The 14441-nt window shown below is 61.3% G+C and carries 14 protein-coding genes; 11 read left to right on the forward strand and 3 right to left on the reverse strand.

Annotation, left to right across the window (positions count from 1 at the left end; genetic code table 11):
* The first annotated feature begins 310 nt into the window (after window positions 1–310).
* The 6 genes from PRZ03_RS18920 to PRZ03_RS18945 are packed head-to-tail and all read left to right on the forward strand — an operon-like array spanning window position 311 to window position 7681.
* The gene (locus PRZ03_RS18920) at window positions 311–958 is read left to right on the forward strand and encodes a TetR/AcrR family transcriptional regulator (RefSeq protein ID WP_263532221.1); all 648 of its coding nucleotides are present in this window, start codon (window positions 311–313) and stop codon (window positions 956–958) included.
* Entirely contained in the window at window positions 955–2118 is a 1164-nt protein-coding gene (locus PRZ03_RS18925; RefSeq protein WP_273601820.1) for an efflux RND transporter periplasmic adaptor subunit, read from the forward strand. Before PRZ03_RS18920 ends, PRZ03_RS18925 begins: the two co-directional genes overlap by 4 nt.
* Window positions 2119–2133: 15 nt before the next feature.
* Window positions 2134–5289: an efflux RND transporter permease subunit gene (locus PRZ03_RS18930; RefSeq protein ID WP_273601821.1), complete on the forward strand. Its 3156-nt coding sequence runs from the start codon at window positions 2134–2136 to the stop codon at window positions 5287–5289.
* Window positions 5290–5317: 28 nt separating this feature from the next.
* A complete protein-coding gene (locus tag PRZ03_RS18935) occupies window positions 5318–5971 on the forward strand; it encodes a protein-L-isoaspartate O-methyltransferase family protein (protein WP_273601822.1) in 654 nt (217 codons plus the stop codon).
* An 8-nt stretch (window positions 5972–5979) separates the two neighbouring features.
* Window positions 5980–6309, forward strand: a complete 330-nt coding sequence (locus PRZ03_RS18940; protein WP_263532225.1) for a rhodanese-like domain-containing protein — start codon at window positions 5980–5982, stop codon at window positions 6307–6309.
* Window positions 6310–6343: 34 nt separating this feature from the next.
* Window positions 6344–7681 (forward strand): TolC family outer membrane protein, encoded by a 1338-nt coding sequence (locus PRZ03_RS18945; protein ID WP_263532226.1) that lies wholly within the window; start codon window positions 6344–6346, stop codon window positions 7679–7681.
* 61 nt (window positions 7682–7742) lie between these two features.
* Here PRZ03_RS18945 and PRZ03_RS18950 read toward each other — a convergent pair whose 3' ends face one another.
* Window positions 7743–8267 (reverse strand): Lrp/AsnC family transcriptional regulator, encoded by a 525-nt coding sequence (locus PRZ03_RS18950; protein WP_273601823.1) that lies wholly within the window; start codon window positions 8265–8267, stop codon window positions 7743–7745.
* A 108-nt stretch (window positions 8268–8375) separates the two neighbouring features.
* On the opposite strand from PRZ03_RS18950, the gene yedA reads away from it, so the two are divergent.
* Genes yedA through PRZ03_RS18970 form a run of 4 tightly spaced genes read left to right on the forward strand, consistent with a single transcriptional unit; the run spans window position 8376 to window position 11294 of the window.
* Window positions 8376–9269: a drug/metabolite exporter YedA gene (gene yedA, locus PRZ03_RS18955; RefSeq protein ID WP_273601824.1), complete on the forward strand. Its 894-nt coding sequence runs from the start codon at window positions 8376–8378 to the stop codon at window positions 9267–9269.
* A gap of 32 nt (window positions 9270–9301) precedes the next feature.
* On the forward strand, window positions 9302–10096 hold the full coding sequence (gene yaaA, locus PRZ03_RS18960; RefSeq protein WP_273601825.1) for a peroxide stress protein YaaA: 795 nt from the start codon (window positions 9302–9304) through the stop codon (window positions 10094–10096).
* Complete coding sequence (locus PRZ03_RS18965) at window positions 10093–10962, forward strand: 2OG-Fe(II) oxygenase (RefSeq protein ID WP_273601826.1); 870 nt, start codon at window positions 10093–10095, stop codon at window positions 10960–10962. The genes yaaA and PRZ03_RS18965 overlap by 4 nt, the downstream gene beginning before the upstream one ends.
* A gap of 29 nt (window positions 10963–10991) precedes the next feature.
* On the forward strand, window positions 10992–11294 hold the full coding sequence (locus PRZ03_RS18970; RefSeq protein ID WP_263532231.1) for a hypothetical protein: 303 nt from the start codon (window positions 10992–10994) through the stop codon (window positions 11292–11294).
* A 38-nt stretch (window positions 11295–11332) separates the two neighbouring features.
* On the opposite strand, the gene PRZ03_RS18975 is transcribed toward PRZ03_RS18970, so the two are convergent.
* Window positions 11333–11794, reverse strand: coding sequence for an Lrp/AsnC family transcriptional regulator (locus PRZ03_RS18975; protein ID WP_273601827.1), 462 nt, complete (start codon window positions 11792–11794; stop codon window positions 11333–11335).
* Window positions 11795–11893: 99 nt separating this feature from the next.
* Between PRZ03_RS18975 and ilvB the strand changes: the two genes are divergently transcribed.
* Window positions 11894–13702 (forward strand): biosynthetic-type acetolactate synthase large subunit, encoded by a 1809-nt coding sequence (ilvB, locus tag PRZ03_RS18980; protein WP_273601828.1) that lies wholly within the window; start codon window positions 11894–11896, stop codon window positions 13700–13702.
* A gap of 81 nt (window positions 13703–13783) precedes the next feature.
* On the opposite strand, the gene efp is transcribed toward ilvB, so the two are convergent.
* Window positions 13784–14338 carry an elongation factor P gene (efp, locus tag PRZ03_RS18985; RefSeq protein ID WP_273601829.1) on the reverse strand — a complete coding sequence of 185 codons (555 nt, stop codon included), beginning with the start codon at window positions 14336–14338 and terminating at the stop codon, window positions 13784–13786.
* Window positions 14339–14441 lie beyond the last annotated feature (103 nt).

A 14441-nucleotide genomic window follows, 5' to 3' on the forward strand; every position in this document is an offset into this window, starting at 1 on the left:
TATGTCCACCCATCTTCGGCGTGGCTGCGTGGGGCGCTGGATTGAGAGCCGAGGTGGGCCTTGTGCCCGGAGCGCGGCAGAACGGCCGTCGAATCCCCGCTCCGGCCGCTTTTCCGACTTCAGCGCGAAACTTTGTGCCTTGATCCGATCTCCGCCAAACCCAGTTCGAGCGAAGAGCCATCCGCGCGGCTCGGGCCGGCCCGTGCTGCCCAATGAAGCCTTGGTTTTGGCTTTTCGCGGTTTACGCCGTTGACCCCCACGGAGCCCTGGCCTATATTACTGACCAATTGGTCATTAGGTATAGCCGCACTTGAGTACAAGCCCCCGTCAACGTCGCAAGGAAGCCCGCCCGCAGGAGTTGCTGGCGGCAGCATTGACGCTGTTTGTTGAAAAGGGCTTTGCGGCAACGCGCACCGAAGAGGTGGCGGCGTTGGCGGGGGTATCCAAGGGCACGCTTTACCTGTATTACCCGAGCAAGGACGAATTGTTCAAGGCGGTGGTGCGTGAGAACTTGTCATCGCGCATCGCCGAGGCCGCCGTGCTGGCCGCGCAGCACCAGGGTTCGGTGGCCGATTTGCTTTGCCATGTGATGGGGGAATGGTGGCGGCAGGTGGGCCTGGGAACGGCCGGCGGGATAAGCAAGATCATGATGGCAGAGGCGCGCAACTTTCCCGAGTTGGCGCGCTTTTATGTTGACGAGGTGGTGCAGCCGACGCACCAACTGCTGGGCAGCTTGATCGAACGCGGCATCCAGAGCGGCGAGTTTCGCCCGGTGCCGGTTGCCGACACCGTGCATGTGCTGGTCGGGCCGATGCTGCACATGATTCTTTACCAACACTCACTCGGCGCCTGCAAGCTGCACGGCCCCACAATCGACCCGCCCGCCGTCTTGGCGGTGCAAATGGACTTGATGTTGCGAGGCCTTTTGAGCCGCAATTCGAAAGCAAGAGATCAATGAAAACCTGGTTGAAGATTTCTCTGGCGGTGGCCGTCGTGGCCCTGCTTGGCGTCGGTGGCGTGCGCCAAATGAAGGCGATGAAGTCGGCCAAAGATGCGCAGGCTCAGGCGCAGGCCAAACCGCGCAGCGGCCTGAGCTTGGCCGATATCGATGTTGCTGTGGTCAAGCGCGAACGCTTCGCGGGCAAGCTTGAAATTTCCGGCAGTTTGCGGGCCTTTGAGACCGCCATCATCAAGGCCAAGGTGGCGGCCGAACTGGCCAACTTGACGGTGCGTGAGGGCGACAGCGTGCGTGTGGGCCAAGTCTTGGGCAAACTCGATACGGTTGAGTTGGACTTGCGCCTGCGCCAAGCCGAGCAAAACGCGCGCGCCGCCAAGTCGCAACTCGATATTGCGCGGCGCGCGCTGGAGAACAACCGCGCCTTGGTCGGGCAGGGCTTTATTTCCAGCACCGCTTTGGATAACGCCGTGGCGAGCATGGCCGGCAGCGAGGCCACTTATCAGGCGGCCCAATCTGCCGTCGATCTGGCGCGTAAGGCCCATGGCGACGCCACATTGATTGCCCCAATCAACGGCCAGGTTTCACAGCGCCTGGCCCAGCCGGGCGAGCGGGTTCCCGTTGACGGCCGGGTGCTGGAGATCGTCAACCTGAGCCAGCTGGAGCTGGAGGCGGCCATTCCGCCCGAAATGGCGGCCGAGTTGAAGATTGGCGCCAAGGCGCTGCTGCAGGTGGACGGCATGGCGCAGGAAGTGCCCGCCACCGTGGTGCGCATCAACCCAGCGGCTCAGGCCGGTACACGGGCTGTGCTGGTCTACCTGAAGGTGGCCGGTCAGGCGGGCTTGCGCCACGGCATGTTCGCGCGCGGACGGATTTTGCTGGATGAGAGCGAGGGCTTGGTGGCGCCGGTATCGACCGTGCGTTTCGACAGGGCGCGGCCCTATGTGCTGCAAATCATCGACGGCAAGGCGCGGGCCCGCGAGGTAGAGCTGGGGCGTAGCGGCGAGCTGCGCGGCCAGCCGGTACAGGCCTTGCGCAGCGGCGTGCCCGAAGGTGCGCAGCTCTTGACCGGCACGGCGGGGCAGGTGGCTGATGGCACGCTGGTGACGTTGCCGCCACGTGCAAGTGCAAGCGCCGCGCAGGCTTCGGCTTCAGCGCCCTGAGCAGGAGCCGGCACCATGTGGTTCACCCGCGTATCGATCAACAACCCCGTCATGGCCGTGATGGTCATGCTGGCTTTGGTGGTCTTGGGCCTGTTCAGCTATCAACGTCTGTCGGTCGATCAGTTCCCGAATATTGATTTCCCCACCGTGGTGGTGCAGATGGACTATCCCGGCGCCTCGCCGGAGATCGTCGAGAGCGAGGTCACCAAGAAAGTCGAGTCGGCGGTCAACACGGTGGCCGGTATCAGTGCCTTGACCTCGCGCTCCTACGAGGGGACTTCGGTGGTCATCATCGAGTTCAATCTGGATGTTGATGGCCGCAAGGCCGCCGAGGATGTGCGCGAGAAGGTCGCCCTGATGCGCCCACTCCTGCGCGACGAGGTCAAGGAGCCGCGCATCTCTCGTTTTGACCCGCAGAGCACACCCATATTCAGTGTGGCGGTCTTGGCTGACGACAAGAGTCGAAGCACACAAGAGCTGACCACCTGGGCCACCCAGGTCTTGCAAAAGCGGCTTGAGAACGTGCGCGGGGTCGGCTCGGTGTCGGTCGTCGGCGGGCTGCAGCGTCAGATTCAGCTGCAACTGCGCCCTCAAGACATGGAAGCGCTGGGGGTAGGCGTTGATCAGGTGCTGGCCGCCGTCAAGAGCGAGAACCAGGAATTGCCGCTCGGCACGATCCGCTCGAATGAGCAGGAGCGGGTCGTGCAAATCAACGCGCGGCTGAAGGTGCCGGCGGACTTTCGCGACATCGTGGTGGCGCGCAAGGGCGGCGCCTCGGTCAAGCTCTGGCAGGTCGCCGATGTGATCGACGGGCCGCAGGAAGTCGAAAGCCTGGCGCTCTATAACGGCCAGCGCACGGTGCTCTTGAGCGTGCAAAAAAGTCAGGGCGAGAACACCATTGCGGTGGTTGACGGTTTGATGAGTGCGCTGAAAGACTCGGCCAATGTGACGCCGGCGGGTATACGCACCGAGATCAACCGCGACAACTCGCGCGCGATCCGGGTCTCGGTCGCCAATGTGCAGCGCACCTTGTTCGAGGGCGCGGCGCTGACCATCCTGATCGTCTTTTTGTTCCTCAACTCCTGGCGTTCCACCGTCATTACCGGACTGACCCTACCGATTGCCTTGATCGGTACGTTTTTGTTCATGTATGCCTTCGGCTTCACGATCAACAACATCACGATGATGGCGCTGAGCCTGTGCGTGGGGCTCTTGATCGACGACGCCATCGTCGTGCGCGAGAACATCGTGCGCCATGTGCAGATGGGCGCCAGTCCCAGGCAGGCCGCACTCGACGGCACGGCCGAAATCGGCCTGGCCGTGCTGGCCACCACCTTGTCCATCGTGGCGGTGTTCTTGCCGATCGGCTTTATGGGCGGCATCGTTGGCAAGTTTTTCCATGAATTCGGCATCACCATCGTCGCGGCGGTGCTGATTTCGATGTTCGTCAGCTTCACGCTCGACCCGATGCTGTCCAGCATTTGGCATGACCCGCAGGCGCACGGTGTGCACCGGGGGCCGCCGGTGACGCTGTATGACAAAACGCTGGGTCGCCTGACTCTGCAGGTAGATCGCTTCACCGAATGGCTATCGGCCGCTTATCAGCGCATATTGGGCTGGTCGCTGCGCCACAAGGCCACCACCTTGTGGATCGCGTTTGGGACGTTTTTGTTCAGCTTTGTCTTGCTCGGCGGGGTCGGCAAAGAGTTCGTGCCCAAGGCCGATTTGTCCGAAACGCAGATCAATTTCTACACGCCGGTGGGCTCTGCGCTGGAAGTCACCGAGGCGCGGGCGCGCCAAATCGATGCGCTGTTGCGCGAATTGCCCGAGGTACGCTACACCGTCACGACGATCAATAGCGGCTTCGCGGCCGGCAAGATTTACGGCGCGATTTATGTGCGCCTGGCCAACCGCGCCGAGCGCAGCCGCAGCGTGGCCGATCTGGCCCAGCCTATGCGTGACAAGCTCGCCGCCGTGCCGGCCATCACCATCACCAATATTGGCCCGACCGATTTGGGCGGTGGCAAAAGCCTGCAGTTTTCGATTCAGGGGACGGATCTGGGTGAGTTGGAGCGGCTGTCCAAGCAGATCCAGGCCGAGATCATCAAGATCCCCGGGCTGGTCGATCTGGATAGCTCGCTGAAGGCGAACCGGCCGACGATTGCGATCGAGGTCAAGCGTGACGCCGCCGCCGATGCCGGCCTCAATGTCAATGCCTTGGCCGGCTCGCTGCGGACCTTGCTGGCCGGCACCACAGTCGGCAACTGGCGCGCGCTCGATGGCGAGAACTACGACGTGATCGTGCGGCTAGGGCCCGCCGGACGCAAGGCTTTGGCCGATTTGCAGCAGTTGCCCATCAATGTGACGGCGGCGGCCGATGGCTCCGCGCGCGTTGTGCGCTTGTCGCAAGTGGCCGAGGTGAGCGAGTCGAGCGGGCCGAGTCAGATCAATCGGCGCGATATGAGCCGCGAGATCACCATCGACGCCAACGCCTTGGGCCGCAGTTCCGGCGAGGTGTCGAGCGATATCAAGGCGGTGCTCGAGCGAACCGCTTTCCCGCCCGGCTATCGCTACACCTTCGGCGGCTCGACCAAAAATATGAACGAGTCTTTCCAGTATGCGGTCGGCGCTTTGGCGCTGGCGATCGTGTTCATCTACATGATTCTGGCCAGCCAGTTCAAGAGCTTTTTGCAGCCGCTGGCTTTGATGAGCTCTCTGCCTTTGACCTTGATCGGTGTCGTGCTGGCCTTGTTGATGTTCCGCTCGACGCTGAATATGTTCAGCATCATCGGCATCGTGATGTTGATGGGCTTGGTGACCAAGAACGCGATCTTGTTGATCGACTTTGCGATCCGCTCGCGCGCCGGGGAGCATGGCCACGGCGTTGATGCTGAGCCGATGGGGCGTGAAGAAGCATTGCTTCATGCGGCCAAGGTGCGCTTGCGGCCCATTTTGATGACGACGATGGCGATGGTCTTTGGCATGGTGCCCTTGGCCTTTGCGCTCAGCGAAGGCTCGGAGCAGCGCGCGCCGATGGGGCAGGCCGTTATTGGCGGCGTGATCACCTCCTCGCTGCTGACGCTGGTGGTGGTGCCGGTGATCTATTGCTACCTGGATGACCTCGGGGCTTGGGCAAAACGCAAGTTTGCAGGCCCTAGAATCCCGGGCTGATGGAATTAGCTTTTCCCAAGGACTAGACATGAATATCGAACAAGCCCGCTTCAATATGATCGAGCAGCAGATCCGGCCCTGGGATGTGCTGGATGCCGGCGTTTTGCAGTTGTTGGCGGTGGTCAAGCGCGAAGACTTTGTGCCGCCGTCGTGCAAGGCCTTGGCCTTTATGGACGTCGAGATCCCTTTGCCCGGCGGCCAGTGCATGTTGGTGCCGCGCGTGGAAGCTCGCTTGCTGCAAGAGTTGAAGGTCGCTCGGCATGAAAAAGTGCTGGAAGTCGGTGCGGGCAGCGGCTTTATGGCGGCTTTGCTGGGCCACCGTGCGCAGCGGGTGATTTCGCTCGAGATCAACCCCGAGCTGGCCGCTTTTGCCGCCGCCAATCTCAAGCGCGCAGGCCTGGCCAATGTGGCCGTGCGTGAGCAGGACGGCGCCAATGGCTTTGCGGCGGAAGGCCCGTTTGACGTGATTTTGCTGTCCGGCTCGGTTGCCGAAGTTCCGGCTGCGCTCTTGGCTCAGCTCAAGCTGGGTGGGCGTTTGGCGGCAATCGTCGGTGAGGAGCCGGTGATGCGCGCGCAGTTGATTGAACGCGTCGGCGAGCAAGACTATCGCACCAGCAATTTGTTCGATACCGTCGCACCCCGCTTGCAGGGCTTTGCGCCGGTCAGCGCTTTCAGCTTCTGATTGTTGAGATGCGGCAGATTGGCTCCGACGAGTTGCTGGCGATGTGCGCCGGCAGCCATCCGCCTGTGCTGCTGGATGTGCGCGAGCCCTGGGAAGCGCAGCTGTCCCGCATTGTTGTTGACGGTTTACGCAGCGAGTTGATACCGATGGGGCAGATTCCAGCGCGCGTTGGAGAGCTGGACCGGGCGCAGCCCATCGTCTGTTATTGCCATCACGGGGTCAGAAGTCTGCAAGTCGTCGCATTTTTGCTGCGCGCAGGCTTCGATTCCGTCTATAACCTCGCCGGTGGTATTGATGCGTGGTCGCTTTCGACCGACCCATCGGTGCCGAGATATTGACGCTTGTCATTTGTAATTGCTAACGAGGAAGTTCATGTCAGACCAACGCGTATCTAATTCGCTCCGCCCACTGACCAAGATTGGTGTGGCCTTGGCCTTGGCTTTCGGCGCTGCCGCAGGTGCGCGGGCGCAGAGTCTGCTGGAGCTGTACGACGCGACCCGTGCCTTCGATCCGACCTATTTGTCTGCACGTGCTCAGGCTGATTCGGCCCAGTATCGGGTGGGTCAGATCGAAGCCTTGGAGAAGCCGACTCTGGGTATTGGCGGCACCGCCAAGCACGAGCAGGTCGATCTGCCTAAGCGTGACTGGGTGGGTGCCAGCACCTTTCAAGCTGGACTGACCGGCAAGTATTCGCTCTACAACAAGGGCAATCGCCTCACCGTCGAACAAGCGCGTCTGGGCCTGGACATTGCGGCGGCCGATCTTGAGAGCGCCGAGCAAGACTTGATCGTGCGCCTAGCGCAAGCCTATTTCGACGTGTTGGGTGCCGAGGACACATTGGCAACGACGCAGGCGGCCAAGGCTGCATTTGCAGAGCAGTTGGCCTCTGCCAAGCGCAATTTTGAGGTCGGCACCACCACCATCACCGACACCCGTGAGGCGCAGGCCAAATATGACTTGGCCACGGCCGCCGAAATCGCTGCCGACAATGATTTGCGCGTCAAGCGCTTGAAGCTCAACCATGTCGTCGGCAAACAGGTCACGCCTAAGGCGCTGGCCTTGCCGGTGGCCTTGCCGGCGATCGCGCCGGCCTCCGTCGAGCCTTGGGTCGAGCGTGCCGAAGAGCAGCATCCACTGATCCGCAAGGCCCGTGTCGGTGTTGACTCCTCGGTCTTGGAAACCGGCAAGGCCCGCGCCTCCGATGGCCTGACGGCTGATTTGAGCGCTACTGCAGGCGTGATCAATGCGCGCGGCAATGGCTCGCAGATTCTCGGCACGACCAATAGCGGCAATATTGCGCTGTCGGTCAATCTGCCTTTGTATACCGGCGGCGCCACGCAAAACCGCATCAAAGAGGCCTTGGTGCTGGAAGAGAAGGCCAGGCAGGATCTGGCCAACGCGCGCCGCAGCGTGTCAGAGGGAACGCGGAGTAACTTCTTCGGTGCTTTGTCGCAGGCTGCGCAGGTCAAGGCGCTGGAAGCGGCAGAGTCCTCGACCAAGCTGGCCTTGGATGCCACGCAACTGGGCTTCAAGGTCGGCGTGCGGGTCAATCTGGACGTCTTGAACGCGCAGACGCAGCTCTTCACCACCCAGCGTGATCTGGCCAAGGCACGCTATGACGCGGTGCTCTTGAACCTGAAGTTGCGCCAGGCGGCTGGCGTGCTGAAGCCGGAAGATGTGGCCGCAACCAATCAGTTGCTGGTGAAGTAAGTAAGTTTTCCGGCCAGAAGTAGCCGGCGAGATGCGTCCGGGCTGACTCAGCCGGCCCAACTCAAACTGACCCGCTTCGGCGGGTCTTTTTTTGCTTGCTCGCGCTTGCCGAAGGAGCTTCACTGGGATCGAGCTCAAGCGGCGGCGCCGGGCGCAGCGGCGCATGTTCACGCAAGACCTTGAGGATGATGGCGGTGGAGGTTTGGGCCAGCTGGCAATAGCGCTGCAGCACCTGGTCCAAATGCGCCACATCGCGCACCGCGATCTCCAAGATCCAGCTGTCTTCGCCGGTCACGTTATAGGCCGTCAAGACCTCGGGGCTGGCCTCCAGCGCACGCAATACGCGCGACTCATCGCAGCGGCCGACCCGGATCACTGCGCGCATCGCATAGCCAAGCTTGGCGCTGTTGACGATCGCTTGGTAGCCGCTGATGACGCCCAGGTCCTCCAGCTTGCGCACCCGCTCGGTCACGGCCGGTTGGCTCAGGTGGACGCGCCGGCCCAATTCGGCCATGGGCAGGCGGGCGTCGGCCTGGAGTTCAGCCAAGATTCGGTGGTCGTGGCTGTCGAAATCGGAGTTGTCCATGTTTTTGAAGGCGATGCTGCGGAAATTCCTTCAATGTTAGTTTGAATTCTGCTGAGTGCCTTTGAAGTTGCCTTCAATAAATGGCGGCCTTTCTTTACGATTGCGGCCATGAATAGCACCACTGTTGCCCCCACTCAAGCGGGCTTGAGCCCCCGTATCTTGGTTTGCCTGGCGGCCACTTGGCTGGTCTGGGGGTCGACCTATCTGGCGATCAAATTCGCGCTGATCAGCTTTCCGCCTTTTTTCCAGATGGGCACACGCTTCCTGGCGGCAGGTGTCTTGCTGGCGGCTTGGATGCGCTGGCGCGGCAAGGCCTGGCCGAGCGCGCGTCAATGGCTGAACGCGCTGGTGATTGGCGCTTTGATGCTGGGCGGCGGCATGGGCTTCACCGCCACGGCCGAGCAAACCGTGGGCTCGGGCCTGGTGGTCGCCTTTATCGCGGTGATTCCCTTGATGACGGCAGCGATGAACCTGTTCTGGAAGGTGATCCCGACACGGCTGGAAATGCTGGGCATGGCCATCGGCCTGGTCGGGGTGTTGATGCTGATGCAGGGGCAGGGCTTCAGTGCCTCGCCGGTCGGTTTGCTGGCCATCAGCATCGCTTGCCTGACCTGGTCCTTGGGCAGCGTGTTGTCGCAGCGGGTGTTCCCCTTGGCGCCGGGCGCGATGGGCTTTGCCAGCGAGATGCTGGCCGGCGGGGTGGTGCTGATCTTGATCAGCTTGCTGCGCGGCGAGGCGCTGCAATGGCCGCTGCAGCAGGAGTCCGTGCTGGCTTGGGTCTATCTGGTGGTGTTTGGATCGCTGATTGGCTTCAACGCCTATATGGTCTTGCTGGCCGAGGCGCCGGCAGGTTTGGCGACCAGCTATTCCTTCGTCAACCCGGTGATTGCGATGTTGCTGGGCGTGGCGATTGCCGGTGAGCACATCAGCAGCTTCGAGTGGGCGGCGGCTGGCGTGGTGCTGATGGGCGTGGTCTTGCTGCTCAAAGGCCGTCGGAGCTGAGGGTAAGCTCAGGAGCGGCGACAATCAGGTCCATGCTCTATTTGCTCTCTCCCGCCAAGTCGCTCGACTACGAAACCCCAACACCGCCGGATCTGCTGGAACTTGCCAGCCAACCCCAGTTTGTGCCGCAGTCCAGCGAGTTGATCAAGCTGCTGCGCGCCAAGACGCCGGCCGATATTGCCAACATGATGGACCTGTCCGAGTCCTTGGCCGAGCTGAATGTGGCGCGCTTTGCAGCCTGGAAGCCCAACTTCAGCCACGTCAACAGCAAGCCGGCGGTGCTGGCCTTTAACGGCGATGTGTATGAGGGTTTGGCGGCCAATAGCTTGAGCATCGCGCAGCTGCAATGGGCACAAGAGCATGTGGCGATTTTGTCGGGCCTGTACGGCGTGCTGCGGCCGCTGGATTTGATTCGACCCTACCGTTTGGAGATGGGCAGTCGCTTGGCTAACCCGGCCGGTGCGAATCTGTATAAATTCTGGGGCGAGCGCCTGGCCCAACATCTGAATGCGCGCACACGTGCCGCACAGGTGCCGGTGATCGTCAATCTGGCCTCTCAGGAGTATTTTCGCGCCGCCAATCGGCCGGACCTGCAGCCGCGCGTGATTGAATGCGTGTTCGAAGACTGGAAGAACGGCCAGTACAAAATCATCAGCTTCTTTGCCAAACGCGCGCGTGGCCTGATGGCCCGTTACGCCATCACCGAGCGGATTGATACGCCCGCCGGCCTGCAGGATTTTGCGGCCGAGGGTTATGCTTTCCAGTCGGCCCTGTCGGAGCCCGGACGTTTGGTGTTTAGACGCAAGCTGGAGCCATCTAATTTATGAGCGCCCATCAAAACCAATCAATTCAACAGCAAGCAATCAGCCCCGAACTGCGGGTTTGGATTCAAGAGCAATTGGCGCAGGGTTTTACGCGCGCGCAATTGCTGGACGCCATGAAAAGCAGCGGCTGGCAAGAGGACTTGGCCGCCCGGGCGCTGGATGAGTCGCGCACCGACTCCGACGCGCAAACGCCGGCAGAGCTACAAATTGCAAGCAAAGTGCCCGAGCTCGATCTCAGCGGCGGACAGCCCACCTTGTGGATTGATGGGCACGAGGTCAAGGTTTTGATGAGCATCACTCAGCCGCGTGTCGTGGTGCTGGGCGGGCTCTTGTCCGATGCGGAGTGCGATGCCATGGTCGCGGCGGCGAGCGCGCGTTTGGCTCGCTCAGAGACGGTTGCGACTACGCCGGGCGGCAGCGAAATCAACCCTGCGCGCACCAGCGACGGCATGTTTTTCGAGCGCGGCGAGAGTGAGCTGATTCGCACCATCGAGTCGCGCCTGGCCAAGCTATTGAATTGGCCTATCGACCATGGCGAAGGCCTGCAAGTGCTGCGTTACCGCCCCGGTGCGGAGTATCTGCCGCACTATGACTACTTCGATCCGACGATGGACGGCGCGGCGGCCATTTTGAAGCGCGGCGGGCAGCGCGTCGGCACGCTCGTGATGTACCTCAATACGCCGCAGGCCGGCGGCGCGACAATCTTCCCGGACATCAAGCTGGACGTTTCGCCGGTTAAAGGCAATGCGGTCTTCTTCAGCTACGACAGACCGCACCCCCAAACGCAAAGCCTGCACGGCGGTGCGCCGGTGCGCGAGGGAGAAAAGTGGGTGGCAACCAAATGGTTGCGTGCGGGTGTGTTTGTTTAGTTTTTGTCTCAATCGTTGAAAGTTATTCCATGAAGAAAATCATTGCTCTGGCGCTGGCCGGTTTCGTTTCCAGCATGGCCCTGGCGCAGTCGCTGCCGAGCCAGTCCGGTGCGGTGCAAGCGCAGCGTTATGCGGTGCCTGCAGCAAAGGCTTCGACCGGCGGCCACACGGCATCGGCCAAGAAATCAAAGAGCGGCAAGCATGCCGCCAAGAGCACATCCTCTGCCAAGGGCAGCAAGCATGCCAAGAAGACCGGCAAAGGCAAGACCAAGAGCGCTCAGGTCAAGGCCAAGGGCAAGGTCCAGGCCAAGAGCGGACATAAAGTTCACTGAGTGTCTTTGGCGCCTCAGGGTCAGAGCGATGTAAGACCTTAGCGCCTCAGCGGCAATTGGCTTTGCTTCAATTGCCGCAACACAAAGCTTGATTTGCTGTGGCGTATGCCGGGAATCTTGTATAGGCGCTCGCGCAGCAGGCGCTCGTAGTCGCGTGTGTCGGCGACGGCAATGCGGACGTAATAGTCGTAGTCCCCCGAGACCAAAAAAGCCTCCAGCACTTCCGGTATTTGCTCCAAGGCCTGGCCAAACTCGAACAGCGCTTCGTCCGAGTGATTGTCCAAGGTGACTTGCACGATCACCGTGTCGGCCAAGCCAATCTTGGCGGCGTTGACCCGCACCGAGTAGCCCTCGATCACGCCGGCTTCTTCCATGCGCTTGATGCGGCTCCAGCAGGGCGAGCCGGTCAGGCCGACCTTTTGGCTGAGCTCGGCCAAGCTGATGCGCGCATCCTGCTGCAGTGCAGCCAGAATTGAAAAATCGAATTTATCCAGGTTCATGCTGCCGTATTGTAGATTTGCAGCAAGATTTCCTGAATTCCTCCAAGTATCCTGAAAATACAGCAGCCTTTGCTGAGTCTGTTTGGGCAAAGTGTTGATATGGACACCTTGCTTGAAAAAACATTCTCCGCTGCAGCTTGCAATGCAGCGGCCCAGCCGGCTCCTCTGCTCAATGGTGCGCAAACCTTGATTGCGACGCTCTTGAGTCTGGGGGTGGATACCGTCTTCGGCTACCCAGGCGGGGCTGTGCTGCCGCTCTATGACGCTTTGCATGCCGAGCCGCGCCTGCGCCATGTTTTAGTGAGGCATGAGCAGGCGGCAGTCCATGCGGCGGAAGGTTATGCGCGCAGCAGCGGCCGCGTCGGGGTGGTGTTTGTCACTTCGGGGCCGGGCATGAGCAACACCACCACCGGCTTGTTGGATGCCTTGTGTGACTCGGTGCCGGTGTTGTGCATCAGCGGGCAAGTGGCCACTGGCGCAATCGGCACCGATGCGTTTCAGGAGTGCGACGCGCTTGGCATTTCCAAGCCGGTGACCAAATGGAATGTGCAGATCCGCTCGGCCGCCGAGGTGGCGGCGGTCGTTGCCAAAGCCCATGCCTGCGCGGCTGGCGGCCGGCCGGGGCCGGTGTTGGTGGATTTCCCCAAAGACCTGCAGTTGGCCAAGAGCGAAACGCGAAGAGAAGCCGAACCCTATTGCGCAGGAGTAGGTGAACTTGAGTCAGTGGCACTCAAGGCTGAGTGCAATGCCGAAACCTTGAAGCGAGCCATCGCCTTGCTGAGCGAGGCCAAGCGGCCGATTTTTTATGGCGGTGGCGGTTTGATCAATGCCGGTGCTTTGGCCTGCGCTGCGTTCAAACGCCTGGTCCACCTGACCGGGGCGCCTTGCACACTGACCTTGCTGGGTCTGGGCGCCTTGCCGGCCTCCGACGCTCAGTTCCTCGGCATGCTGGGTATGCACGGCACTTTGGAGGCGAATTTGGCCATGCATGAGGCGGATCTGATCGTCTGTGTCGGCGCGCGCTTTGATGACCGCGTGACCGGTCGGCTGGATAGCTTTTGCCCGCATGCGCGGGTGATTCACCTGGATATCGATGCCCGCTCGATCGGCAAAGTGGTGCGAACCGAGCTTGGCTTGCTGGGCGACTGTACGGACAGCCTGCTGGCGCTGGAGCGACTGTGGGCCGAAGGAGGCTGTCGCGCGGTGGATTTGAGCGATTGGTGGCAGCGCATTGAGCGCTGGCGTGCCGAGCGGTCGCTGAGCTTCGTCGATGCCAACGAGGGTCAGATCTTGCCGCAGGCCTTGATGACGCGCTTGCAACAAGCCATAGGTCAACGCGACGCGGTGGTCTCCACCGATGTGGGCCAGCATCAGATGTGGGCCGCGCAATACCTGAAGATTGAGCGACCCGGGCGCTGGCTGACCTCAGGCGGGGCCGGCACCATGGGCTATGGCTTGCCTGCCGCGATCGGCGCGCAAATCGCGCACCCGGACAAACTGGTTGTCTGCGTCAGCGGCGATGCCTCGGTGCTGATGAATATTCAGGAACTGTCGACCGCCGTCCAGCACCGTACCCCGGTCAAATTGGTGCTGTGCAATAACGGCCGCATGGGTATGGTGCGGCAGTGGCAGGAGTTGATCCACGGCGGGCGTTACAGCCACAGCTACAACGAGGCGCTGCCGGACTTTGTGGCGCTGGCCAAGGCCTTCGGCTGGCAGGCGCTAAGGGTCGAGCGGCGCGAGGATCTGGACGCTGCTCTGCTTGAATGCTTGGCGGCGGACGGGCCATTCTTCCTCGATGTGGTGGTGGCGGCCGAGGAAAACTGCTTTCCCATGATCCCGGCCGGCGCCGGCCATCATGAGGTGTGGCTGGGCAAGGGCAGGGGCTACCAGCCCAGCGAGGCTTGAGACAAAGCAAAAAGGCACCCGAGGGTGCCTTTCTTATACCTTGCGCAAACTGCAAGCGCTTGAGTTAAGCGCCAGACAGCATTAGACGCGCTTGCGGTACTCGTGTGTACGCGTGTCGATTTCGATCTTGTCGCCTTGGGCGACGAAGATTGGCACCGAGATTTCGAAACCGGTGGCCAGCTTGGCAGGCTTCAAGACCTTGCCCGATGTGTCGCCCTTGACGGCCGGCTCGGTCCAGATCACTTCGCGCACAACGGAGGTCGGCACTTCAACAGAAATAGCCTTGCCGTCGTAGAACACCACTTCGACGGGCATCGAATCTTCCAGATACTGGATCGCGTCGCCCATGTTCTCGGCCTCGACCTCGAACTGGTTGTATTCCTCGTCCATGAACACATACATCGGGTCAGCGAAGTAGGTGTAGGTGCAGTCCTTCTTTTCCAGCATCACTTGGTCGAGCTTGTCGTCGGCCTTGAACACCACTTCGGTGCCCGAGTTGTTCAGCAGGCTTTTGAGCTTCATGCGCACAGTGGCTGCATTGCGGCCGCCGCGGCTGTATTCGGTCTTCAGCACGACCATGGGGTCCTTGCCGTGCATGATCACGTTACCGGCGCGAAATTCTTGTGCAATCTTCATGAGTGTTCCGATGTTTGGGAAGAAGTTTTTGAGGCAACCTTGCGATTGAAATGCTGGTTTCAGCGCCAGCCTCGAAACCCAGGGTTCAAGGCCGACTGGGCTT

The organism is Roseateles albus (assembly GCF_028595345.1).
Taxonomy (GTDB): domain Bacteria; phylum Pseudomonadota; class Gammaproteobacteria; order Burkholderiales; family Burkholderiaceae_C; genus Paucibacter_A; species Paucibacter_A albus.